Annotated in this window: 16 protein-coding genes; 9 read left to right on the top strand and 7 right to left on the bottom strand. The window is 70.7% G+C overall.

Features of this window, described 5'->3' with window-relative positions; all coding sequences use genetic code 11:
- Positions 1-7: 7 nt before the first annotated feature.
- Both purH and purN read right to left on the bottom strand, forming a co-directional pair.
- Positions 8-1,555, bottom strand: a complete 1,548-nt coding sequence (gene purH, locus DVS28_RS04115) for a bifunctional phosphoribosylaminoimidazolecarboxamide formyltransferase/IMP cyclohydrolase (protein ID WP_114590331.1) — start codon at positions 1,553-1,555, stop codon at positions 8-10.
- Positions 1,552-2,160, bottom strand: a complete 609-nt coding sequence (gene purN, locus DVS28_RS04110; RefSeq protein WP_216826379.1) for a phosphoribosylglycinamide formyltransferase — start codon at positions 2,158-2,160, stop codon at positions 1,552-1,554. Before purN ends, purH begins: the two co-directional genes overlap by 4 nt.
- 164 nt (positions 2,161-2,324) lie before the next feature.
- On the opposite strand from purN, the gene trhA reads away from it, so the two are divergent.
- From trhA to DVS28_RS04090, 4 genes are all read left to right on the top strand, one after another.
- Positions 2,325-2,999: a PAQR family membrane homeostasis protein TrhA gene (trhA, locus tag DVS28_RS04105; RefSeq protein WP_114590330.1), complete on the top strand. Its 675-nt coding sequence runs from the start codon at positions 2,325-2,327 to the stop codon at positions 2,997-2,999.
- 184 nt (positions 3,000-3,183) lie between these two features.
- On the top strand, positions 3,184-3,888 hold the full coding sequence (locus tag DVS28_RS04100) for a mechanosensitive ion channel family protein (protein ID WP_114590329.1): 705 nt from the start codon (positions 3,184-3,186) through the stop codon (positions 3,886-3,888).
- Between the two features lie 284 nt (positions 3,889-4,172).
- On the top strand, positions 4,173-5,621 hold the full coding sequence (ahcY, locus tag DVS28_RS04095; protein ID WP_216826378.1) for an adenosylhomocysteinase: 1,449 nt from the start codon (positions 4,173-4,175) through the stop codon (positions 5,619-5,621).
- Between the two features lie 236 nt (positions 5,622-5,857).
- Complete coding sequence (locus tag DVS28_RS04090) at positions 5,858-6,952, top strand: alpha/beta fold hydrolase (protein ID WP_114590328.1); 1,095 nt, start codon at positions 5,858-5,860, stop codon at positions 6,950-6,952.
- A 94-nt stretch (positions 6,953-7,046) separates the two neighbouring features.
- Here the strand turns inward: DVS28_RS04090 and DVS28_RS04085 are convergent, their stop codons facing one another.
- Positions 7,047-8,039 (bottom strand): malate dehydrogenase, encoded by a 993-nt coding sequence (locus DVS28_RS04085; protein ID WP_114590327.1) that lies wholly within the window; start codon positions 8,037-8,039, stop codon positions 7,047-7,049.
- Between the two features lie 104 nt (positions 8,040-8,143).
- Positions 8,144-9,259, bottom strand: coding sequence for a helix-turn-helix transcriptional regulator (locus tag DVS28_RS04080; RefSeq protein WP_164709910.1), 1,116 nt, complete (start codon positions 9,257-9,259; stop codon positions 8,144-8,146).
- A gap of 128 nt (positions 9,260-9,387) precedes the next feature.
- Here DVS28_RS04080 and DVS28_RS04075 point away from each other — a divergent pair, with 128 nt between their 5' ends.
- From DVS28_RS04075 to DVS28_RS29870, 4 genes are all read left to right on the top strand, one after another.
- Positions 9,388-9,984 carry a TetR/AcrR family transcriptional regulator gene (locus DVS28_RS04075; protein ID WP_114590325.1) on the top strand — a complete coding sequence of 199 codons (597 nt, stop codon included), beginning with the start codon at positions 9,388-9,390 and terminating at the stop codon, positions 9,982-9,984.
- Positions 9,981-10,748 (top strand): maleylpyruvate isomerase family mycothiol-dependent enzyme, encoded by a 768-nt coding sequence (locus DVS28_RS04070; RefSeq protein ID WP_114590324.1) that lies wholly within the window; start codon positions 9,981-9,983, stop codon positions 10,746-10,748. The genes DVS28_RS04075 and DVS28_RS04070 overlap by 4 nt, the downstream gene beginning before the upstream one ends.
- A 116-nt stretch (positions 10,749-10,864) precedes the next feature.
- Positions 10,865-11,332 (top strand): cupin domain-containing protein, encoded by a 468-nt coding sequence (locus DVS28_RS04065; protein WP_114590323.1) that lies wholly within the window; start codon positions 10,865-10,867, stop codon positions 11,330-11,332.
- 95 nt (positions 11,333-11,427) lie between these two features.
- Entirely contained in the window at positions 11,428-18,585 is a 7,158-nt protein-coding gene (locus DVS28_RS29870) for a cell wall-binding repeat-containing protein (RefSeq protein WP_114590322.1), read from the top strand.
- Between the two features lie 66 nt (positions 18,586-18,651).
- Here the strand turns inward: DVS28_RS29870 and DVS28_RS04055 are convergent, their stop codons facing one another.
- The 3 genes from DVS28_RS04055 to DVS28_RS04045 all read right to left on the bottom strand — a co-directional run bounded on the left by DVS28_RS04055 (position 18,652) and on the right by DVS28_RS04045 (position 23,510).
- Entirely contained in the window at positions 18,652-19,968 is a 1,317-nt protein-coding gene (locus tag DVS28_RS04055; RefSeq protein ID WP_114590321.1) for a peptidylprolyl isomerase, read from the bottom strand.
- Between the two features lie 75 nt (positions 19,969-20,043).
- The gene (locus DVS28_RS29865) at positions 20,044-21,753 is read right to left on the bottom strand and encodes an ATP-binding cassette domain-containing protein (RefSeq protein ID WP_114590320.1); all 1,710 of its coding nucleotides are present in this window, start codon (positions 21,751-21,753) and stop codon (positions 20,044-20,046) included.
- Positions 21,750-23,510, bottom strand: a complete 1,761-nt coding sequence (locus DVS28_RS04045; protein ID WP_114590319.1) for an ABC transporter ATP-binding protein — start codon at positions 23,508-23,510, stop codon at positions 21,750-21,752. Before DVS28_RS04045 ends, DVS28_RS29865 begins: the two co-directional genes overlap by 4 nt.
- Before the next feature lie 94 nt (positions 23,511-23,604).
- Here DVS28_RS04045 and DVS28_RS29860 point away from each other — a divergent pair, with 94 nt between their 5' ends.
- Complete coding sequence (locus tag DVS28_RS29860; RefSeq protein ID WP_114590318.1) at positions 23,605-24,594, top strand: GGDEF domain-containing protein; 990 nt, start codon at positions 23,605-23,607, stop codon at positions 24,592-24,594.
- The last annotated feature ends 28 nt before the right edge of the window (positions 24,595-24,622 follow it).

The following is a 24,622-nucleotide window of genomic DNA, read 5'->3' as shown; positions in this document are numbered from 1 at the left end:
GATCGGCTCAGTGCCGGAAGTGACGACGGCCGGTGAAGACCATGGGCACGCCTGCGGCGTCGCAGGCGGCGATCACCTCGGCGTCACGCATGGACCCGCCGGGCTGGACGATCGCCCTGACCCCAGCGGCGATGGCGGCCTCGGGGCCGTCGGCGAAGGGGAAGAAGGCGTCGGAGGCCAGGACCGAGCCGGTGTGGCGTCCACTCGACTTCTCCACGGCGATCTTCACCGAGTCCACTCGCGACATCTGGCCGGCGCCCACGCCCACGACGGCCCGGTCAGCGGTGAGGACGATCCCGTTGGACTTCACGTGCTTGCACACGGTCCAGGCGAACTGCAGTTCGGCAAGCGTTGCCTCGTCCGGCTTCGCCCGGGTGGGGATGGTCCAGGTGTCGGGCGTCTCCGGGGCCGAATCCGGTTCCTGCACCAGCAGGCCCCCGGCCACGGAGCGGATGATCCGGTCACCGGTCCCGCGGGTCGGACGGTCGATCGCGAGGATCCGGAGGTTGGCCTTGGTGCGCAGGATCTCCAGGGCGTCGTCGTCGAAGCCCGGCGCCACGACGACCTCGGTGAAGACCTCCACGATCTGACGGGCGGTGGCCGCGTCGATCGTCCGGTTCGCCGCGACGATGCCGCCGAAGACGCTGACGGAGTCACCCTCGAAGGCTCGGGGGTAGGCCTCGGCCAGCGAGTCCGCCACGGCCAGGCCGGCCGGGTTGGTGTGCTTGATGATCGCGATGCAGGGATCCTCGAAGTCCATCGCCATCCCGAACGCCGCGTCGGTGTCGAGGATGTTGTTGTAGGACAGCTCCTTGCCGCCCAGCACGCGGGAGCTGCCGAGGCCCCACGGCTCGCCGCGCTCGACGTAGTACGCCGCCGCCTGGTGGGGGTTCTCGCCGTACCGCAGGGTCTGCTTGCGGGAGTAGACGGGACCGAAGCGGTCGGGGAACGCCTCGCCGCTGGCGAACCACGCCGCGATGTCGGCGTCGTAGGACGCGGTGTGCGCGAACGCCTGAGCGGCAAGTCGGGTGCGCGTCGCCAGTGACAGGCCACCCCCGTCGGTGATCTCCGACAGGACGTCGACGTAGGCGTCGGGCGAGGTGACCACGCCGACGTGCCGGTGGTTCTTCGCCGCCGCCCGCACCATCGTCGGGCCGCCGATGTCGATCATCTCGATCGCGGCTGCGCGGGTGACATCCGGGTCGGCGATCGTGTCGCGGAACGGGTAGAGGTTGACCACGACCAGGTCGACCGCCGTGATGGCGTGGTCGGCCAGCGCCTGCAGGTGGGCTTCGTTGTCGCGGTCCGCCAGGATCCCCGCGTGCACCGCCGGGTGCAGGGTCTTGACGCGGCCGTCCATCATCTCGGGGAAGCCGGTGACCTCCTGCACCTCGGTGACGGCGACGCCGGCATCACGGATGCGGGCGGCGGTCGAGCCGGTGGACACGATCTCCACGCCGGCAGCGGCCAACCCCGCGGCGAGCTCGGTCAACCCTGCCTTGTCGTAGACGCTGACGAGCGCGCGGCGAACAGGGGTGGTGGTGTCGTCGGTCATTGGATCCTCGTGTGACGGCCGTCGATGGTGACCCGGCCGGCGCAGATCAGCGCCACGGCCTCGGGAAGCAGCCGGTGCTCGACCGCCTGCATTCGGGCATGGAGGGTATCGGAGGTGTCGCCGTCCTCCAGCGGGACGGCTTCCTGGGCGATGATCGGACCGTGGTCGACCTTCTCGTCGACGTAGTGCACCGTCACGCCGCTGACCTTGACACCCCAGGCGATGGCCTCCTCGGGCGCACGCGCGCCGGGGAACGCCGGCAGGAGGGACGGGTGGACGTTGACCGTGGGCCAGCGGTCCACGAACGCGCCGGTCAGGATCTTCATGAACCCGGCCAGCACGACCAGGTCCGGTTCGGCTGCCGCGACGGCGTCGATCAGCGCCTGCTCCCACGCCTGCCGATCGGGATGATCGGCGAGGGCCACGGTTGCGGTGGGGATGCCCGCCCGTGCGGCGCGCGCCAGTCCCCCCGCCCCGGGCCGGTCGCTGACGACCAGCACGAGGTCACCACCGAGCTCTCCGGCGTCGACAAGCGCCTGCAGGTTGCTGCCGGAACCACTGATGAGCACGACGATCCGCGCCCGTTGGGTGGGCATCGCCGTCATCGCTGGCCTCTTCGGTTGCCGTTCAACAGGTGTTCCTCCGATCGACCGACCCGGGTCGGCGGCCGAGCGCATATCGTATTCGGTGACGGGGTCGTCTCGATCTGACCCTGTGGCCCGGTTCCCCCCTCGGACCGGGCGCACCGCGATCGACCAGGAGACCCTTCTTGAGCCTCACCCCGGACGCAGTCAGCCGGAGGGCCGCCCACGCCGTCGAGGTCGTCAAGCCACGGCTCCGCGGGGTCACGCACCTGGCCATGGCGCCGATCGCCGCCGTCATGGCCGTCGTGCTCGTGTGGAACGCCACGGGCGCCAACAGGATCACCACCGGCATCTTCGGGGCGCTGCTCGTGGGCCTCTACGCCACGTCGGGCAGCTATCACGTGCCCAGGTGGCGTGGACGGGTGCGGGTGTGGTGGGGACGCGCAGACACGGCGATGATCGTGCTGTTCATCGCGGGCACGTTCACCCCGATCGCCTTCCATGCGCTGACCGGATCGTGGCGCCTGTGGAGCCTGGTGATCGCGTGGGTGATCGCCGTGGCCGGGGCGGGCATCGCCATCTCACCGATCACCGCGCCGCGGTGGCTCCGCACCTCCGGGTACCTGGCCATCGGCTGGCTGATGGTGGTGCCGATGTGGAAGATCGCGGCTGCGCTCCCGCTCGCTGGGACCGCCCTCATCATCCTGGGTGGCGTGCTCTACACCATCGGTGGCGTGGTCTACGCCGCGAAGAAGCCCGACCCCTTCCCCGAGTGGTTCGGCTTCCACGAGGTCTTCCACCTGCTCGTGATCGCTGCCTCGATCTGCCACTACCTGGTGATCATCCGCTACATCGTCTGACGCGTCCGCCCGAGACCTCCGCCCCCTCCCGACAACTCCGGCGAGGGGGCGAAACTTTGCCGGGAAGTTCGAGTCGAAGAAGTACGAGCGACCACCGGCCAGTCCGGCACGGTCCCTCGTCCGGCCGGTTCGGTTTCCCTCAGCCGGGCCGGCCGGTCCTTCGTACCGGAAGGCGGACACCGCAATGACCCCTCTCGTCCTGGCCCAGAGCTTCGACTGGCAGACTCCCCTGGAGAACGCCGTGGATGCCGTGGTGACCTTCGTGCCCAGGCTCCTGGCGTTCCTCCTCATCCTCCTGGTGGCCCGGTTCGTCGCGGGCGCGTTCCGCAAGGCCACCACCTTCCTCCTCCAGCGGGTTCACTTCGACCGCACGATGGACCGGGCGGGCATCGGCCAGCCCCTGGCCCGCGCCGGCTTCGACGACGCCGGTGGCTTCGTCGCCATGATCGTCTACTACGCGGTCCTGCTGCTCGGCCTGCAGCTGGCGATCAGCGTCTTCGGCCCCAACCCGATCTCGGACCTGATCAACTCCGTCGTGGCGTTCGTCCCGAAGGCCATCGTGGCCATGGTGATCATCATCATCACCGGTCTCCTGGTGCGGGCGGTCAACCAGGTGCTGCAGCCCTTCTACGCCAACATGGACTGGGGCGGCATCGCCCGCAGCATCGTGACGGTCGCCATCTGGATGCTGGGCATCTTCGCGGCGCTCGACCAGATCGACGTGGCCCAGGACGTGGTCTCCACGCTCTTCACCACCATCGTCGGTTCCCTCGGCCTGATCATCGTCATCAAGTTCGGCGTCGGTGGGATCTGGGCGGCACGCGACCGCTTCTGGCCAGCCGTCTACGACCGGATCGAGGGCGCGGCGCGGACCGACACGCCCTCCTGAGCGATCACACCCCGGGGGCCCGACCGCTGGTCGGGCCCCAGTGGCGTCGGTCGGCATCCGCCGTTCGGCCGACTGCATCCCCCGGACCACGGGTTTATGCTTGGTGACCTGCGATCGGCGTTGCAGTGCGAGGCCCAGAAGGGCCACGCCGGACGTGCACAACGGTTCGCGAGGAGGCACGTGTTGCCGGGCATCCCACCCGACGTGTCCGCTGCCCTTGCACCCATCACCCCCTCGCCGCCACGACGACGTGGCGGTTGTCGAGACGATGGAGGAAACCCACAGTGAACGTTGACACGATCGAGAACTTGTCCTTCAAGGTGAAGGACCTGGCGCTGGCCGAGGCCGGACGCCACCAGATCCGCCTGGCCGAGCACGAGATGCCCGGCCTGATGGCCCTCCGCGAGGAGTACCGCGACAGCCAGCCGCTGGCCGGCGCGCGGATCGGCGGATCCCTGCACATGACCACCCAGACCGCGGTCCTCATCGAGACCCTGGTCGACCTCGGCGCCGACGTGCGCTGGTGCTCGTGCAACATCTTCTCCACCGAGGACGGCGCCGCTGCGGCGATCGTCGTCGGTCGGGACGGTACCCCCGAGAACCCCCAGGGTGTTCCGGTGTTCGCCTGGAAGGGCGAGACGCTGGAGGAGTACTGGTGGTGCACCGAGCAGATGCTGGACTTCCCGGACGGCCCGAACATGATCCTGGACGACGGCGGTGACGCCACGCTCCTGATCCACAAGGGCACCGAGTTCGAGGCCAACGGCGTCGTCCCGCCGGCCGACGAGGAGGCCAGCGACGAGTACCGCGTCATCCTCGACCTGCTGAACCGCTCGCTGGCCGAGAACCCCACCCGGTTCACCGAGATGGGCAAGCAGATCAAGGGCGTGACCGAGGAGACCACGACGGGCGTCATGCGCCTGTACGAGTTCGAGCGCGACGGCAGCCTGCTGTTCCCGGCCATCAACGTCAACGACGCGGTGACCAAGTCGAAGTTCGACAACAAGTACGGCACCCGCCACTCGCTGATCGACGGCATCAACCGCGCCACCGACACCCTCATCGGCGGCAAGACTGCCGTCGTGTGCGGCTACGGCGACGTGGGCAAGGGCTCCGCTGAGTCACTGCGCGGCCAGGGCGCTCGGGTCATCATCACCGAGATCGACCCGATCTGTGCCCTGCAGGCGGCGATGGACGGCTACCAGGTGACGACCCTCGAGGACGTCCTGGAGACCGCTGACATCTTCATCACCTCCACCGGCAACAAGGACATCATCTCCGCCGAGCAGATGCAGCGGATGAAGCCGCAGGCCATCGTCGGCAACGTCGGGCACTTCGACAACGAGATCGACATGGCCGGCCTGGCCCGCATCCCCGGCGTGACCAAGACCGAGATCAAGCCGCAGGTCCACGAGTGGACCTTCCCCGATGGCTCCAACATCATCGTGTTGTCCGAGGGTCGCCTGCTGAACCTGGGCAACGCCACCGGCCACCCGTCGTTCGTGATGTCCAACAGCTTCACCAACCAGACGATCGCCCAGATCGAGCTGTGGACGAAGACCGAGGAGTACCCCGTCGGCGTCTACACGATCCCCAAGCACCTGGACGAGAAGGTCGCACGCCTGCACCTCGACGCCCTGGGTGTGAAGCTCACCGAGCTGACCAAGTCCCAGGCCGAGTACATCGGCGTGGACGTCGAGGGACCCTACAAGCCCGACCACTACCGCTACTGAGCACCGGGCGGTTCGCAGCACGAACCGCCCGAGCGACGACCACGTACATCCCGACGGTCGGCCCATCCCGGGCCGGCCGTCGGCCGTTGCTGGACACGAGCGCTGCGTGCCATGTTTTTCACGGGCTGTCGTCGGGCACCGTCGACGTCTGACAGGATGACCGACGGGGCGGGGCAGACCAGCACGAAGAGGCCCAATGCTTGCAACAGTTAGCGTGCCATCATACGGTGGCGCATATGAGTGACGCACCCGCCGTGGCGTCCGGAGCCCCCACCGGATCACCGACCACCCGCCCCACCAGCGATGGACGCAGCCTTCCCGGTATCGGCCTTGCCGCAACCGCCGCCGGCGTGGCCATCGGCTCGGCCGCGGCCGGCATGGCCCGCCTCCGTCGTCGTCGCCCCAGCACCGAGACCGTCCCGCAGGGGGTGGCCACGACCGATGGCCTTCGCCTGCACACGACCGTGCACGGTGACCGGTCCGCTCCAGCTGCCGTGGTGTTCGTCCACGGCTGGACCATGTCCGGGGAGTTCTGGACCGGGCATGCCGAGGCCCTGGCACGGCGCGGCCTGCTGACCGTCACCTACGACCAGCGGGGGCACGGCCGCTCGGGACGACCGGGACGTGACGGGTTCGACCTGCAGCACCTCGGCAACGACCTCGCTGCGGTGCTCGATGCCACGGTGCCCACGCGAACCCCGGTGGTGCTCGTCGGGCACTCCATGGGCGGTATGACGGTCATGGCGTGGGCCGGCCGAACACAGCCGTCCCGCCACGACGTCCGCGCCACCGTGCTGGCCAACACCGCCGTGCACGAGCTGGTCTCCGACGCCGTCGCCGCCCTGACCGGCACCACCAACCGGGTGGTCCACCAGCTACTGCGGCAGGCAGCGAAGGTGCCGACCCCGGTGCCCTCCACGCCGATCAACCGCCGGCTGGTCCGAACGCTGGCCCTCAGCCCCGACGCACCGGACTCCGCGGTCGAGCTGACGCATCGCCTCTTCCTCGCGTGCCCGCCGTCCGTCAGGGTCGGGTTCGCCCACCAGATCGATGTGCTGGACCTCCGCGAGGGCGCGTCCCGCCTTCACGTCCCCACCCTGGTCCTGACGGCGACCAACGACCGCCTGACGCCGCCCTCCCACGCCCAGCGGTTGGTGGAGCTCCTGCCGGACGCCCGGCTGCAGGTCGTCCCCGGCAGCGGACACCAGCTGCCGCTGGAGCGGCCTGCGGACACCATCCACCTGGTCCACGACCACGTCCGGCGGCACGCGCTGGTGCCCGACCCGCGGCACCGTGATGCCTCGCCCCCACGGGATGCCGTGGAGGCCTGACACTGATCACGCATGACACGACGACGGCCGGCCGGTGCGATGCACCAGCCGGCCGTCGTGGTTCCGAGCTCGGCCGGAGCCGAGGGGCCGGGTCCTACGTGATCAGGCCCAGGTCCTTGACGGTGTCGCGCTCCTCGGCGAGCTCGGCGACCGTCGCGTCGATGCGACCGCGGCTGAAGTCGTCGATGTCGAGGCCCTGCACGATGGACCACTTCCCGTCTGCGGTGGTGCAGGGGAACGAGGACAGCAGGCCCTCGGGGACGCCGTAGCTGCCGTCGGACGGCACGGCCATGGAGACCCAGTCACCGTCGGGGGTGCCCAGCGCCCAGTCGCGCATGTGGTCCAGCGCCGCGCTTGCCGCGGAGGCTGCCGAGGAAGCCCCGCGGGCGGCGATGATGGCAGCCCCGCGCTTCTGCACGGTCGGGATGAAGTCGTCCTCGAGCCACGTCTGGTCGTCGACCTGCGCGGCGGCGTTCTTGCCGTCGACCTCGCAGTGGAACAGGTCGGGGTACTGGGTCGCGGAGTGGTTGCCCCAGATCGTCATCTTCTTGATGTCGTTGACGGAGGCGCCGGTCTTCGCCGCGAGCTGCGACATGGCCCGGTTGTGGTCCAGGCGGGTCATGGCGGTGAACTGCTCGTCGGGGATGTCCGGCGCGTTGTTCATCGCGATCAGGCAGTTGGTGTTGGCCGGGTTGCCGACCACGAGGACCTTGACGTCGGGGGAGGCGTGGTCGTTCAGGGCCTTGCCCTGGACGGTGAAGATGGCACCGTTGGCCTCCAGCAGGTCCGAGCGCTCCATGCCCGGGCCGCGGGGACGCGACCCGACGAGCAGGGCGTAGTCGGCATCCTTGAAGGCGACGTTGGGGTCATCGGACTGCACGGTGCCGGCAAGCAGCGGGAAGGCGCAGTCGTCGAGCTCCATGACGACGCCCTTGAGGGCGTCCATGGCCGGGGGGATCTCCAGCATCTGCAGGATGACCGGCTGGTCCGGCCCGAGCATGCCGCCGCTGGCGATGCGGAACAGGAGCTGGTAGCCGATCTGGCCGGCGGCGCCGGTGACGGCGACGCGTACAGGACTGGTGGGCACGAGGCTTCACTTCCTCTGTTGGGGAGTCTTGGGTGGGCGCACGACGGGCACCCCGAGCGGGCGCATCGTACCTGCCGCTCCTCCCCCTCCTCCTCGCCAACGGGTCAGTGCGCCCCGGAGGTGGCGATCAGGTCGACGTTGGGCAAGAACTCCTCGTCGATGAACAGCCGGGTCAGCTCGGCTCGCGAGCTGATGCCCATCTTGTCGTGGATCGACCGGATGTGCGTCCGCACGGTGTGGATGGAGATCTCCAGGCCCGAGCTGATCTGCTGTGCGCTGTCACCACGCAGGAGGAGGGACACGATCTCCTCCTCGCGCGTGGTCAGCTCGTGGGCGGCGACGACGAGCGGTCCGAGCTCGGAGGTCCTGGTCGGCTCGATCGTCAGGACCGTGTGTCCCATGCGGCCGTCGGGCGTGCGGGTGCACGTGCCCCGGAGGGTCACCCGCTGGCCGTCGAGGAGGGCGACCCTGGTGCTGGCCTCCGGGGCATCGAAGCCACCGGCAAGGAAGCGCGCGCGGGCCCAGATGGCGTGCACGATGGCGTTCAGGAAGGCCGATGAGTCCGAGGTGTTCACCGCCTCGGGGATCAGGCTGATCAGCTCCTTGGCCTGGGGGGTCATGGAGAGGATGTCCCCGCCCTCGCCGATGATGACCACCGCCGAGGACGTCGGCAGGCCGTCGACCCCGACCTGGGGGCGTGCCAGCGCGGTCCGGAGCAGGTCCGCCATGGCTGGCCGGACCAGGTCGACGACCACCAGCTCGTCGTCGGTGAAGTCCGGTTCGCCCTCGCCCCTGACGAGGTCGACCAGGCCGTAGCAACCGGCGGTCGTGGAGATGGTCGAACGGAGCTGGGCGTCCAGGCCGAGGCCGCTGAGGATCTCGCGGTGACGCGAGCTGCGGTCGGGGCGACCGGCGGTGACCCGGTGCAACGTCTGCGGGGCGCCGCCGCCCTCGTGCAGCCCCGCGATGCTCATGACATCCGGCTCGAGGTACTCCTTGTCCCAGTACGGACCGCACGATTCGGCGGGGAACATCCTGATGTAGGCCGCGCCGGCTGGCAGCAGCGAGCTCGGGTCGGTGCTGGTCACCGCACAGGCGTCGAACGGCACGACCGTACCGATGATGTTGGCGGACTGCTGCAGGATCGACACGACCGGCATCTCCGCGTCCAGGTCCCGCAACCTGCGCGAAAGCCCCTCAGCTTCACGGATGGTGTTCACGACACGCACCGTAACCCGTGGGCGCTCCGCGGAACAGGGCGGCACGGTACCCAATGTTGGGTAGCCCTGACGCGAGACGGCTCTTGCCTAATGCTGTTCGGAAAACCGAACGATGTTAGGAGAGCCGAATGACGACCGCCGGACGCAGCGCAGTCGCCCGACGGCGACTCCGCCGGACCGAGGAGATCATCACTGCGGCCTGGGCCCTGGCCGAACGGGACGGGATCGCCTCGTTGTCCCTGCGGGACCTGGCCGCTGCGGTGGGCATGCGCGCCCCGTCGCTGTATGAGTACTTCGATGGCAAGGACGCCATCCACGACGCCATGTTCGCCGAGGGCTGGACGGCGCTGCACCGCCACATGGAGGGGCGAACCGCCCCCAGGAAGGACCCCACGGCCGCGCTGATCGCGGGGACGGAAGCCTTCCTCGACTTCTGTGCGGCGAGCCTGCCGCGCTACCAGCTGATGTTCACACGGGCGGTACCGGGATGGGAACCCGGTGAGTCCGCCTATGCCGTCTCGCAGTCCTACTACGCCACGTTCGTGGCGGACCTCGCTGCGGTCGGCGTCGTCGACCCCGCCGACGTCGACCTGTTCGCGGCGATCGGGGCCGGGCTCGCCGCGCAGCAGGCCGCCAACGATCCCGGCGGTGACCGGTACCGCCGGCTGGTCCCGGCCGCCATCGCGATGTTCGTGCACCACCTCCAGGAAGGACAGGACCAGTGACCGCACTCCCGACCCAGGACATCCCGAGGATCACACGCGACGACGCGGAGGAGGTGGCCGCACGTGCCTATTCCCAGCTGCTGGACCTGCTCGAACGGCTCGACGCCGACAGCTGGTCCACCCCGACCGACTGCGATGGCTGGGATGTCGCGGACATGGTCGGCCACCTGATCGGGGCGGCGAAGGGCAACGCCTCCCGACGAGAGATGTTGCGCCAGGGCATACACGGCAAGCGTCGTGCCAAGGCCTTCGACGGCAACTCGCTGGACGCCCTCAACGACCTCCAGGTGAGGGACCACGCGCACCTCTCGGCCGCCGAACGCATCACCGCACTGCGCGAGGTGGCACCCCGCGCGATCCGGGGGCGTGTCCGCACGGGCGGCCTGCTCCGTCGGGTGCCGGTGCCGCTGGACACCGGCGGGTCGTCGATGGACGGACTCCCCGGCAGCGTCCGGCTGGGACACCTGATGGACGTGATCTACACCCGTGACGTCTGGCTGCACACCGTTGACATCGAGCAGGCGACCGGGGTTGCCGCAGACCGGTCCGGCGACCTCGACCGCATCGTCGTCCACGACGCGGTGGCCGAGTGGCTCCAGCAGCACGGGCAGCCGGTTCGCATGGAGCTGACGGGCCCCGGCGGCGGCACGTTCGTGCAGGGCGCCGACGGACCGGGCATCGAGGTGGACGCCATCGCCTGGGCCCGGACGGTGAGCGGGCGAGTGCCGGGGCAGGGCCTGCTGGCGGTACCTGTCCTCTTCTGACTACGCGTGCGCCGGACCGCTACCCAACATTGGGGATCGCCGCGTGCGCACATCGCACGCATCGTCGAGGAGGACGCGAGGGGCGGGCCCTCGCCACTGCTTATGGAGGACGCCTGATGAGCATGCAAACCCCAACCCTGCACGGCCCCGGTGAGGGCGACTGGTATCAGTTCCTGGCCGGCCGCAACCGGGTCCTCGCCGGGCGGAAGGCCACCGACGGCGCGATGTCGATCATCGAGTTCGAGGCGCCCCCGGGCTTCGGCCCACCGCCACACATCCACCGGATCGAGGACGAGATGTTCTACGTCCTGGAGGGGTCGGCCTCCTTCTGGTGCGACAACGAAGAGGTGACCTACGAGGCCGGTGGATTCTGCTGGCTGCCCAAGGGGCTGCCCCACCGTTTCGAGATGGGTCCCGAGGGCGGACGCATCCTGCAGATCACCACGCCGGCGCAGTTCGAGGACATGGTCGCCGACTACGGCTTCCCGATCGCTGCGGACGAACACCCCGAGCCCGAACCGCCCGACGTGGCGCGCTTGGTCGAGGTGTGCGAGCGGTACCAGATCGACCTCCTCCTCCCCTAGTCCACACCCCGTCGCCGCAGACACCCGCTCCGGGTGGGCCGCGGCATGCCACCACGCCCCGTCCGGGCGTGCCCGTCGAATGAGGGAAGCCAGCCATGCACAACCGTCCGTTCGCCGTCCTCGGCGTTGTCCTCCTGCTCGTCGTCGGGCTGCTCGGCACTCCGGTGCTGGGACAACCCGACGAGCCCGTCACCCTGCAGCGGGTGGCGGCGGGGGACCGAATCGGCACGGCGGTGGCGGTGTCACAGCGGTTCTTCCCGACCGCTGACCACGTGGTGCTGGCGCGCGCGGACGGGTTCGCCGACGCTTTGGCCGGCTCGCCCCTGGCCGGGCTCCTCGGCGCCCCGGTGTTGCTGACGGCGCCCAACGCCCTGCCGACGGTGGTGGCGGAGGAGATCACCAGGCTCGGGGCCACCGCCGCCACGATCCTCGGCGGCGAGGCGGCGGTCGGCGAGGCGGTCGCCGACCAGCTCTCGGACGCCGGCCTGGTGGTGGAACGCCTCAGCGGTGCTGACCGGTTCGCCACGGCGGCCGCTGTGGCGGAGGCCGGTGGAGCGGCCACCGGCGGACGCGTGATCGTGGCGCCGGGCACCCACTCCGATCCCGACCGGGCGTGGCCCGACGCGCTGTCGGCGGCCAACCTGGCCCTCGACGGCACTCCCGTCCTGCTGACCGCGCCGGACCTGCTGCCCCAGGCGACGCGGGATGCCATCACCGCGCTCGCTCCCTCCGAGATCGTCATCGTGGGCGGCGAGCTCGCCGTTGGTCCGGTCGTCGAGGCCGAGCTCGCGTCGACCGGCGCCACCGTCACGCGGGTGGCGGGCGACTCGCGCTACACCACCGCGCTGGCCGCGGCCGACGAGGCCCTCGACACGTCGGGAACTCGCCAGTCCACCGATGTCCCGCGGACCGTGGTGTTCACGACCGCCGAGGCCTACCCCGATGCCCTGGCCTCCGGAGCACTCCTGCCGTACCTGCCGGCGGTCCTGGTCCTGGTCCCGACCGAGACCCTGGACGAGTCCGTTCGGCAGTGGTTGCAGGAGCGGGCAGGCGAGTTCGACGAGGCGTGGGTGATCGGTGGCACCGCCGCGGTCAGCGAGACCACGTTCGACGCGATCCAGACGGCCTTGGCGACCGACGTCCAGCCCGACCCGACCACGGAGCCCACCCCCACGCCCACCGATGGGGGCGATCCCATCGTCCCCGTGTCCCCCGGCGGCCCCCTGCCCGTGCCGACACCGACGGACTCCGGCTCTCCGACCCCAACCGAGACGGAGACGCCCGATCCCGATCCCACCGAAACCGAGACGCCCGATCCCGATCCCACCGAGACCGAGACGCCCGATCCGGACCCCACCGAGACCGAGACGCCGTTGCCGGTCATCGACGCGCCGGCCAACCCGGCGAACGGGCGGACGATCTTCGCCGACACCATCGAGTTCCTGTATGCGGGGCCCGATCCCGTCCAGACGGGGCTGGACACCGGGGCGATCGACGACGACCACGTCGGTGTGGTGGCCGGTCGCGTGCTCGACCGGGACGGCGGCCCGCTGCCGGGGGTGACGGTGACCGTCGCCGACCGACCCGAGCTGGGCCAGACCCTGACCCGTGCCGACGGCCAGTTCGACCTGGTCGTGCCCGGTGGCGGCACGCTGGTGGTCACCTTCGACAAGGACGGCCTGATCGGGGTCGAACGGTCGGCGCAGGTCCCCTGGCAGGACTGGGTCGTCCTCGAGGACGTGGTGATGATCGCCTTCGACACCGCCGTCACGACCATCGACCCCGACGCCGGTGGCGCCCACACCGCCACGCCGCAGGTTGACGACGACGGCACCCGCACCACCCACCTCGTCTTCCCGCCGGGCCTCGTGGCCACCATGACGCTGTCGGACGGGTCGACCCAGGTCCTCGACGGCTTCGACGTCCGGGCGACGGAGTTCACCGTCGGTCCCTACGGGCCGCAGGCCATGCCGGCCGAGCTACCGGCGACCAGCGCCTACACCTACGCCGCGGAGTTCAGCCTGGACGAGGCGGTGGCTGCCGGTGCCGTGGGCGTCACCTTCGACCGGCCCGTCGCCACCCACGTCGACAACTACCTCGGCTTCCCGGTCGGGTTCCCCGTCCCAGCCGGCTACTACGACGACCAGCTGCACGCCTGGATCGGCATCGACAGCGGCGTGATCATCGAGGTGCTGACCACCGACGGCGGCACGGCAACCATCGATGTCGACGGGGACGGCAACGCCGACGACCCGGTGGCCAACGGGTTCACCGACACCGAGCTGGCCGCGCTGGCCGCCACCTACGCCCCCGGGGACACGGTCATGCGTGTCCTGGTCGACCACTTCTCGCGCTACGACCTGAACTACGCCGACAAGCCCCTGGTGGAGTTCGGCGACGACCCGGCCGAGGACGAGGAGCCCGATGACCCCTGCGAGCAGCTGAACGGCTCGACCATCCGCTGCGAGGCGCGGACGATCGGCGAGACCGTCGCGTTGAACGGCCTCGGCGGCGACATCGGCGGGCTGGCGATCAGCTACGTCAGCGACCGGCAGGACGGCTTCCTCGACGGCCGCTCGATCGAGTACGAGGTCACCAGCGACGACGTCGACCCGGCGATCATCGAGGTCCAGCTCGAGTGGACGGTGGCCGGCCAGACCGTCCTCCAGCAGTTCCCGAACCCGGCGCCGAACACCGTCGCCACGTTCACGTGGGACGGGCTGGACCGGTACGGCCGCGAGGTGATCGGCGAGGTCCCCGTCAGCCTGCGGACCGCCTACATCATCAACATCGACTACACCAACGCGGTCTTCCCGCTGCCGCCGCTGCTCGACGTGGAGCAGAACACCGGCCAGTTCAACGTCATCGACCTGCCCGACCAGCGTGTCGGGGTGAACGAGCGCCGCACCTGGCAGGGCACCCTCACCAACGGCACCGCCGATCAGCTCGCCGGCTGGTCGTTGCCCGATCACCACTACTACTCCCCGGTCGGGTCACGGCTGTACTACGGCGACGGTAGCACCCGGGCGATCGACGGGACCGAGTTCCCGACCGCCACGTTGCTGACCGGTGGCGACGACTCCACCAGCGAGGGCATCCCCGCTTCGCAGGTCGACGTCGAGGCCAACGACGTCGTCGTGGCGCCCTCCGGTGCCATCCACGTCGCAGAGGGCTACCGCAACCGGGTCCGCACCATCGACACCGACTACATCGTCACCACCATCGCCGGGACCGGCACCGCGGGCTACACCGGCGACGGCGGACCGGCCACCGCCGCCCAGCTCGACAACCCAGGCGGCATGGCCGTGCACCCCGACGGCAGCCTCTGGATCGCCGACACCGGCAACCACGTCATCAGGCGGGTCGCCACCGACGGCACGATCGCCACCGTCGCCGGGACCGGCACGTCGGGGTACTCCGGTGACGACGGACCGGCCACCGCTGCCCAGCTCGACAGCCCCACCGACCTGGCGGTCACCAGCGACGGCGCGGTGTTCGTCGCCGACACCGACAACGACCGGATCCGCCGGATCGCCGCCGACGGCACGATCGTGACCTACGCCGGCGGTGGCACGCGGTCGATCCGCGACTTCACCTGCGAGGGCGGGTTCGTCGACGACAACGACAACGGTGAGCAGGACACCGGCGAGGCCTACTGCTACCGCGGCGACATCGAGCTGGTTGCCCCGAACTCCGTCGACGTCAGCGACGACGGCGCCACCGTCGCGATCGGCCAGCCTGCAGCGGCCTACGGGCAGCCCGGCGGGTACGTCGAGATCACCTCCGACGGCCTGGCCCGCCAGTACGCCGCCAGCCAGTACACCGAGGTCGAGGCCGACCACGACGTCGCGCTGGGTCCGGGTGGGCGGCGGTATGTCGCCAACTTCGTGGCGCTGGACGCGTTCGACGACAACGACTACTTCGGCGTGGCCGGCAGCTTCGAGACACAGGGCTTCGAGGGCCGCAGCGGACCCTCCGGGGCGCTCGCACAGATCCACGCCGTCGACATCGCCCCCGACGGCACGCCCATTGTCGTCCCCGGCCCGCCGTTCTTCGGCGACACCCCCGACAACCACGTCAACGAGGTCTTCGTGCTCGGCGGTGGCCTGCAGTCGCTGACGACGCTGCCGGGCTCCGAGGGACCGCTGATCGGCGACGAGGTCAACGGTGAGCCGGTCGCCTGGGCCGTTCCCGACGACACGGGCGACCGCATCTTCGGCTTCGCCGAGGACGGCCGGCACCTGACCACCGTCGACCCCCGGACCGGCGTGGTGCTGACCACGTTCGGTTACGACGCCGACGGCTGGTTGACCAGCCGCACCGACGCCCACGGCAACACCGTCACGATCCAGCGCGACACCGACGGCGTCCCGACCGGCATCGTCGACGCCTACGGACGGCTGACCACCCTGGCCGTCACCGACGGCATGATCACCGGCATCACCGACCCCGCCAGCCGGACCAGGACGTTCGGCTACGACGACGGCCTGCTGGTCGAGCAGGTCGATGCCGCGGGCGGGACCTCGACCTACACCTACGACACCCTCGGACGCCTCACCGGTGCCGTCGCCGCCGACGGACAGGTGACCACCCTCACCGAGACCACAGTCCGCGAGGACGACGAGTCCGGCCACGAGGTCACCATGACCGTCGGCGTCGACGGCGGTGGCGATGCCACCACCTACCGAACCGTCACCCGAGGCTCGCGGATCGTCCACACCATCACCGATCCGACGGGCGCCGTCACCGAAGTCGAGACCAGCGCCGACGGATCCACCGTCGAGACCTCGGTGCCGTCCGGGCTGTCTCGTTCCGTCAGCTACGGCCCGCATCCGCAGCTCGGCGGTCTCGTCCTCGTCGAAACGGAGCGGCGGACGTCCAACTCCGCCTCGGGAGGGTTCACGTTCTCCTCCAGCGAGACCGAATGGGAGGCGACGCTGGCCGACCCGCTCGACCCGCTCAGCCTGGAGACCATGACCACGCGGGTGACCAACCCCGACGGGACGACCACCACGCGGACGTTCGACGCGACGACGATGACCGAGACCCTGACGCACGACGACGGACGGGTCGAGACCCGGACCTTCGACGTCCTCGGGCGGGTCACGAGCCACATCGAGGCAGCCGGGGCCACACCGACCACCTACGCCCACGACGCACGGGGCCGGCTGGTCCGCGTGGCCCGCGGCGCCCACGAGGAGGTCCACACCTACGACGACTCCGGTCGCCTGCGGACGACCACCAACGGCGAGGGCGAGACGGTCTCGTGGATCTTCGACGACGCCGACCGGCTGGTCTCGTGGACCTCACCCGAGGGACGCACGACCACCTACAGCTGGGACGACCGCGACCAAAGGAACGGGTGGGGCCTGCCGGGCACCGACGCCCACGAGCTGACCCTGACCCCCTTCGGCCTTCTCGACAGCCACACCGCGCCCACCGCTGCCGTGGCCACGGACCGGCGGTACGACGACCGGCGACAGCCGACCGGCGTGGACTATCCCGACGGCTCGTCCAGCACCATCACGGTCGTCGACGGGCACCATCGCGGCCGCACCGTGGACGGCGCGACCACGGCGTTCACCTACCACCCCGGCCAGGCACCCGGCTCGGGTGAGGCCGGCCTGGAGGCCGACTGGGCCACCGCGTCGTGGACCCCCGACGTCGACGCCGCGGGTCTGCCCGTCACCCTCTCGCGGTTCTTCACCACCGACGCGCTGTCGATCCTGACCACCCAGGTGGATGCGGTCGCCCACACCTACGACTACGACAGCACCGACGGGATCGTCACCAGCCGACAGCTCGACGGCGAGGACGCGCTGACCTTCGACGTCTCCGCGGAAGGGGCAGTCCGGCAGGTCGGGCCGTGGACCTGGCAGTCGACCACTCCCAACGACCCGACCAACGCGATCACCGACGGGACCAGCAGCGTGACGCTCGACGTCGACGGCCTGTCACAGGTCCTCGGGTTCGGCATGACGCACGACACGGCCGGTGACGTCGTCGACATCGCCTTCACCCGCGACAACGCCGGACGGATCACCGAGCAGTCGATCACGATCGACAGCACGACCACCGTCGAGCGCTTCAGCCGCGACCTCGACGGCCAGCTCGTGGCCGTGACGGACGGCGCCGACAACCCGATCGAGTCATGGACCTGGGACGACCACGGCAACCGCACCAGCACGACGGCTGGTGGGCTCACCGCAACCGCGACCTACGACGACCGCGACCGCCTGCTCGAACGCGACGGGATCACTTACACCAGCGACGCCAACGGCTTCGTCACCGCCATCGGCGACGTCGAGCTGGACTACCTCCCCACCGGCGAGCTCGTCGAGGTGTCCGACGCCGGCGGCCCCATCGCCGAGTACGGCTACGACGCCATGGGGCGCATGACCGCCCGTGTCGACGCGGCGGGCACCCGGACCATCCACCTCTACGGCGACCCCTACGACCCGCTGCTGGTGACGGGCACCATCACCACGCCCGACGGCGGCGCCCCCGTGGTGACGGAGTACGTCCACCAGCAGGCCACCCGGTTCCTGGCCGCCGTCCGGCACGACGGCGACTGGTACACCGTCGTGACCGATGCCGTCGGTTCGCCCCGAGCCGTCGTCGACGCAGCCGGGACGGTCGTCCTGACCCGCGACTACAGCCCCTTCGGCGAGCTCCGGTCGAGCACGGGCAGCTTCCCGCTGGCCGTCGGGTTCGGTGGGGGCCTCGAGGACCCCGACACCGGCCTGGTGCGCATGGGGCTGCGTGACTACGACCCGGCAGCCGGACGTTGGCTGTCTCCCGACCCGTTGCTGATCGACTCCGGCGAGCCCAACCTCTACCGGTACGCCCGCAACGACCCGGTCACGCTGCACGACCCGACCGGCGGTGGCGCCGTCGGGGGCGGCTTCTGCCTCGGCGGCGCGTGCCTGGAGACCGAGATCGCCTGTGACTCCGGCGGGTGTTCCCTGTGCATCGGCGGTGGCCTCGGCACTCCCGGGGGTTCCGTCAGCATCGACCCGGGACAGGGACAACGTGGCAACGAGGGGTACTACCAGTTCGGCTGCAGCCTCGGACCGTTCGAGCTCGGGGTCGAGTGCCGGGTCGTGCAATGCGGACCGAACAACCCCGACATGTACAAGTCGAAGTGCGAGTTCAAGGGGCCGCTGATCAACCCGTGGGACAGCGGCGTGCTGGACGCGCTGGACCTGGACGTCGGCTGCTCGGCCACCACAGGCGTCTGTTTCCCGCTCTGAACACGGCAGTGGCCGGGACCTTCGGGTCCCGGCCACTGCTGACGCGCTGCCGTCGGTCTGGCTCGATCACTCGCCCTCGGTGGGCAGCTCCTCCAGCGGCAGCGCCTCGTCGGGCAGCTCCAGGTCCTGGACCTCGCTGACGGGGGGCTGGACGCCGCCGCCGGTGATCCCGAGCCAGGTGCCGTACACCGGGGCGACGGTCACCTGCGCCGCCGCGTCGATCTCGGTGACGATCTCCTCGGTGATGCCACCGACCTGCTGCTGGCGCAGGAACTCCTCGATGTCGGGGCGGGCCTCGTCCAGCGGCGGGATGTCGGCGCCATCGATGGTGATGACGTGCCAGCCGAACTCGGTCTCGACCGGACCGGTGATCTCACCGGGCTCGGTCTCCAGGACCGCGTTCTCGAAGGGCTCGACGAACTGGCCGGGCTGGAACGGTCCGAGCTGGCCACCGCTCTGGGCGCTGCCGTCGATCGACACCTCGGCAGCCACGTCGGCGAACGCCTCACCGGCGTCCAGGCGGTCGACGACGGCCTGTGCCTCGTCCTCGGTCTCCACCAGGATGTGGCTGACGATCTCGGTCGCGGACTCCTGCTCGTAGAACGCCTCGACCTCCTCGTCGGTGATGTCGGTGATGCGGGCGTCGACGAGCTTGTCGATCAGCACGGCGGGACGCTGGAGCTCGCGCACGGCCTCGACCGTCAGCCCCTCGGCCTCGACCTGGGTCTCGAAGGCGGCGGCGTCGCCACCGAACTGGATGTCCACGATCTCGTCGATCGAGGCCTGCAGGTCCTCCTCGGTGACCTCGACACCCGCGTCCTCGGCAGCGACGCCGAGCAGGTCGTCGACGACGAGCGTCGCCACGACCTGTGCGAGCTGTCCCCGCTGCTCAGCGGTGGCGGCCTCGGGGTCGACGAGCGCGTCGGCCAGGTCCGGGGCGATGCTGCGGACGCGGGGCTCGACGTCCTCCAGCTTCCGGTCCACACCGGCGATGGAGTACACGACACCCTCGGGCAGCGACTCGCCGGTGGTGACGGCCGACCCCTCGGTGACGACCTCGTCGTCCTCCGGGGTGACCCCCACGGCGTACCAGATCAGGCCCGCCACGCCGGCGAGCACGCCGAGGAGGGCCAGCACGATCATGCCGGTGGAGGTCCCGCCGGCCCCGTCGTCAGGGGTGACGTGGCCATGGTCGCCGTGGCCGTGGTCGCCGTGGCCGTGGCCGTGGTCGTCGGTGGGCTGCTCGAGCGGCGGCGACGCCTCCTCGGCCCTGGGGGTCATGTCCTCGGCACCGAGCGCGTCCGCAACGACGGCCGGCTCACCTGCCGGGGTGTCGTCTGCGGTCGGGGCGTCGGCATCGATGCCGTTTGCGTTCTCGTTCACAACCGACCACGGTAACCCGGTCACGGGATCTCGCCGGAACACGGGGGTGACCGAACGAACGGGCCACCGGTCGTATCACCCCATCTCGATCACGAAGTCGGCCGCCCGCAGCACCCGTTCGCGATGGCTGACGACCAGCAGTGCGGGACGGTCGGGACGGTCCAGCAACCGTTGCCACACCTGGGTCTCGGTGGTCACGTCGAGGGCCGAGGACAGGTCGTCGACCACCAGCAGGTCGGGACGACGGACGAACGCCCGTGCGGCCGCGGTCCGCTGGATCTGCCCGCCTGACAACCTGACCCCGCGGGGGCCGACCATCGTGTCCAGCCCCGATCCCATCCTCGCGAGGTCCGGCTGCAGGCACGCGATGGCGAGCGCCTCCTCCAGCCCGGCGTCGTCGACACCCAGCAGGATGGTCTGGGCCAACGTCTCGGAGAACAGGCGAGGCACCTGGGGGAGGTAGGCGGTCAGCGGCGGGACCAGCACGGTCGACGGGTCCTCGATCAGCCGACCGTTCCAGCGGATCTCGCCCTCGTCGCGGGCGACAAGCCCCAGCAGGGCACGCAGGACGGTGGTCTTGCCGGCACCGACGGGACCAGTCAGGACGGTGACGCGGCCGGACTCGACGGTCAGGTCGACGGGACCCACGGTGGTTCCGTCCTCGTGTCGCACGACCAGGCCGACGACCTCCAGTAGCTCAAGGTGGTCCCGCGGCGGCCGCACCGGGCGGGCCGGCACCGTCGGGAAGGCGCCGGGTCCGTGCCGCAGCGCCGTGTGGACCGGGTCGGCCAGCGTCCCGCCGTCGGCGCCCGGCGGGAGCAGCCGCGTCATCCGGTCGACCGACACGTCGGCCTGCCGGTGGTAGGCCCCGAGGCGGGCGACCCAGCGGGGCACCGTCGCCAGGACGATCGCGGAGCTGGCGAACAACCCGACGTCGCCGACGCTGGCGTCGCCGGCTGCCAGCGCCGGGGCGAGCAGGAGGAGCGCCAGGCCGGTCGAGAGGTTGCCGGTTGCGCCCGACAGCGTCTGCAGGACCTGCGTGGCGACCTGGTCGCGCAGCGCTGCGGTGGCGCGGGTCCGGCCGAGCGTGTCGAAGCGGTGCTCGGCGGCCTTCTCGGCGCCCGCCGCCTTGATGGCGGTGATGGCCGCGAACGTGTCACCGATGAACCCGGTGACCGCCGCCGTGGCCTCGCGCTCGACCACCCGCAGGTCCTTGAGCCGCCGCGCCATCACCCTCGTCAGCAGCAGCGCACACCCGACCGGCAGCAGCGCCACAAGGGTCACCAGCGGGTCGACGCGAACCATGACCGCGAGGGCGCCTGCAGCGGCGACCGACACGCCGGTCATGTCCAGCCACACGTCGGCCACGAGGGCCACGTGCTTGGTGTCGTCGCGGAACCGCGACACGGCCTCTCCGGGCGCACCCGGCAGTCGTCCGGCGGCCGGGCCGGGCGCGGCGACCAACGAACGGAGCATGTTGAGGCGGAGGACGGTGTGCCAGAAGACCCAGACGCCGTGCCACTGCACGGCGCTGACGACCAGCACCATCCAGCGGCCGACCTCGACGCCGGCCAGCACGGCGAGCACCGTCCAGACGGTCGAGGCGGGCTGACCGCCCTGCACCCGGTCGAGCACGACCTTCAGCAGCCAGCCCGACAGCACGGGCAGGGAGTGGAAGGTCGTCCACGTCAGCAGGGCGATCGCGTAGGCGACGGGTTCCTGCCGCACGAGGCGCCAGGCCACCACCCGGGAGGGCACAGCCGCGGTCGACGTCGCGCCGCTCATGGCTGGCCCCCCACGCCGGCGGACTCCTGCAGCAGTGCGGCGTACCGACCGCGGTGGCGTCGCGCCAGGTCGGCGCGGGGGCCGGCTTCCAGCACCCGTCCCTCGTCGATGACCACGACGATGTCGGCCCGGTCCAGCGTCGCAAGCCGGTGGGCGATGATGACGACGGTGCGACCGGCGAACACCCGGTCCGTGGCCCGGGTGACGAGGGCCTCGGTGGCCGGGTCCAGCCGGCTGGTGGCCTCGTCGAGGACGATGAGCCCCGGATCGGTCAGCAGGATGCGGGCGAACGCCAGCAGCTGGGCCTGCCCGGCCGACAACCCCCCGGCCCCCTCCAGGTGGGTGTCAAGGCCGTCCGGCTGGGCGGCCAGCCATCCCCCGAGGCCGACCTCCTGCATGGCGGCGACGAGCTGGTCGTCGGTGGCCTCGACGGCCCCGAGGAGGGTCAGGTTGTCCCGCAGGCTGGCGCGGAGGATCTGTACCTCCTGGGTGACCACGCCGACGCGGCGCCGCAGCTCCTCTCCCGTGGGTTCGCGCACGTCCACGCCGCCGAGGCGGATCGAGCCGCCGGTGACGTCCCAGAAGCGAACCAGCAGACGACCGAGGGAGGTCTTGCCGCTGCCGGTGCGACCGACCACGCCCACGACGGAGCCGGCGGGCAGGTGCATGTCGATGCCGGCGAGCACCACCCGTTCGGGTTCGTCGGGGTAGGCGAAGTGCACGTCGTCGAAGTCCACCGACAGCGGCCCGGGCGGGATGTGCGCGCCGGGACCGTCCTCGATGTCGGGAGCGGTCGCCAGCAGCCGTGCGGCCCGACGGGACCCGGCCACGGCGCGCTGGAACTCGGTGATCTGCTCGGCGATCGCCTCCAGCGGCTGGCGGACCATCTGGGAGAAGCGGAACAGGGCCAGCACCTCGCCGAGGGAGATGCGACCGGCCAGCTGCAGCCAGATCGCCAGCGCCAGGGTGGCCACGGAACCGATCGTGAAGACGGCGGCGGCGATCGCGTAGGCGCCGTCACCCCGCATCGAGGCACGCCTGGCGACCCGCCACCAGCGCGCCGAGGACTCGTGCAGGCGGTGCACCGCGTAGCCTGCGGCGCCGTTGGCACGGACGTCCTCCAGTCCGCCGAGCCGTTCCTCCAGGTCGCCGTACAGGCTGGCCTGGACCTCGCGTTCCTCGTCGTAGAAGGGCACGGCCGCGCGCCGCATCCGGCGCATGACCTCCACCGCCAGCAAGGACGCGGCGGCGATCAGCAGGCCGGCACGCCACTCGATCACCAGGGCCACCGCCAGCGTGCCGGTCAGCAGCACCGCGTTGCCCAGCAGGTTCAGGACTGCGGAGGAGGAGAAGCGGACGATCGCGTCGACGTCACCGTCGATGCGCTCGATCAGCAGCCCGGGGCTGTGGTCGCCGTGCCAGGTCAGGTCGAGGCGGAGGGCGTGGCGTGCGAGGTCCAGCCGCAGCCGGTTGCCGACACGCCACGCCAGCGCCACCGACCACCGGGTCAGGGCCAGCTGCAGGCCATCGGCGAAGAGGGTCACGACGAGGAAGGCCACCGCCCCACGCAGCAGCACCCCGGTGGGCCGGCCCGCAAGCGCCGCATCGACCACGTTGCCCAGCAACACCGGGCCCGCGACGGGCAGCAGCATCGCCACGAGCAGCACGCCGAGCAGGCCGAGGAGCTGTCGTCGCTCGGGCCGCAGGTGGGCCGTCAACAACGACAGGTCGGCGGAACCCTCCCCTGATGTGCGCACAGCCGATCGACGCTATCACGGGCGGATCCGCATCTGCACCCCCTGACGGGACGCACGAGGGACCCGCCGGCGTGACCTCGCTAGCCTGTGAGCGATGTTCAGCCCCGGGTCCCGACGACGTGCAGCCTCGTGGCGTCAGCCGGTCGACCCGACGCACGTCCGGACGTTCGCGGTGCTCGTGGTCGTGTCGGGGCTCGTCCAGATCGTGCGGCCTGCCGATCCGACGACGACATACGACGCGGCCATCAGCGTGGCGACGACGACGATCATCGGCCTGGTCTACTGGCTGCTGGCCCCCAGGTTCCGGATGTGGTCGTTCCACCTCGTCATGGCCGGCGGCATCGCGCTGGGGTTCGGGTCCATCCTGCGGAGTGCATCAGCGGTCGATGCGACCATCGTCAGCACCTCGTTGTTGTGGACCGGCGTGCTGGTCGCGGCCATCTCGTCGAAGTGGACCAGCCGTGCGTACGCCGCCTTCCTCTCGGTGGGGTCGAGCCTGGCCCTCCTGGCCGCCGGGGTGGACGCGGCGTGGCGGCTGCTGGTCGTCCTGGCGCTCACCACGGTGGCCACGATGGAGCTGGTCAACCGGTTGAGCGGCGGGCTGCGGACGCTGGCCGAGTCGGACCCGCTCACGGGGCTGGCGAACCGTGCCGGGCTCCTCGACATCGGTGCGCGCGTGGTGTCGGACGCCCAACGAACCGAACGCCCGCTCGCGCTGGCGGTCATCGACCTCGACGGGTTCAAGTCGATCAACGACGGCCGGGGCCACGCTGCGGGGGACGAGCTGCTCGTGGACTGTGCGGACGCCTGGCGCAGCGCCATCCGGAAGGGTGACGTGCTGGCCCGACTCGGCGGCGACGAGTTCGTCCTCCTCGCGCCGGGCGCCGATCGCTGGACGGCCGAGCAGATGCTCGCCCGCATGCAGGCGATGTCCCCGACACCCTGGACCCATGGCCTGGCCATGGCCGACCGGACCGACGACCTGTCGTCGCTGCTGGAGCGCGCCGGCCTGCGCCTGCTCCAGGCGAAGGCCGACCGAGCCGTGGACGCCCACCGCGCCCGGAGCGACGCGCGAGGGACCTGACGCCGAGCTGACCGTCGGAGCGTTTCGT

Origin of the sequence: Euzebya pacifica (assembly GCF_003344865.1) — a bacterium.
GTDB lineage: Bacteria > Actinomycetota > Nitriliruptoria > Euzebyales > Euzebyaceae > Euzebya > Euzebya pacifica.
This window is presented reverse-complemented; position numbering and strand designations above follow the sequence as displayed.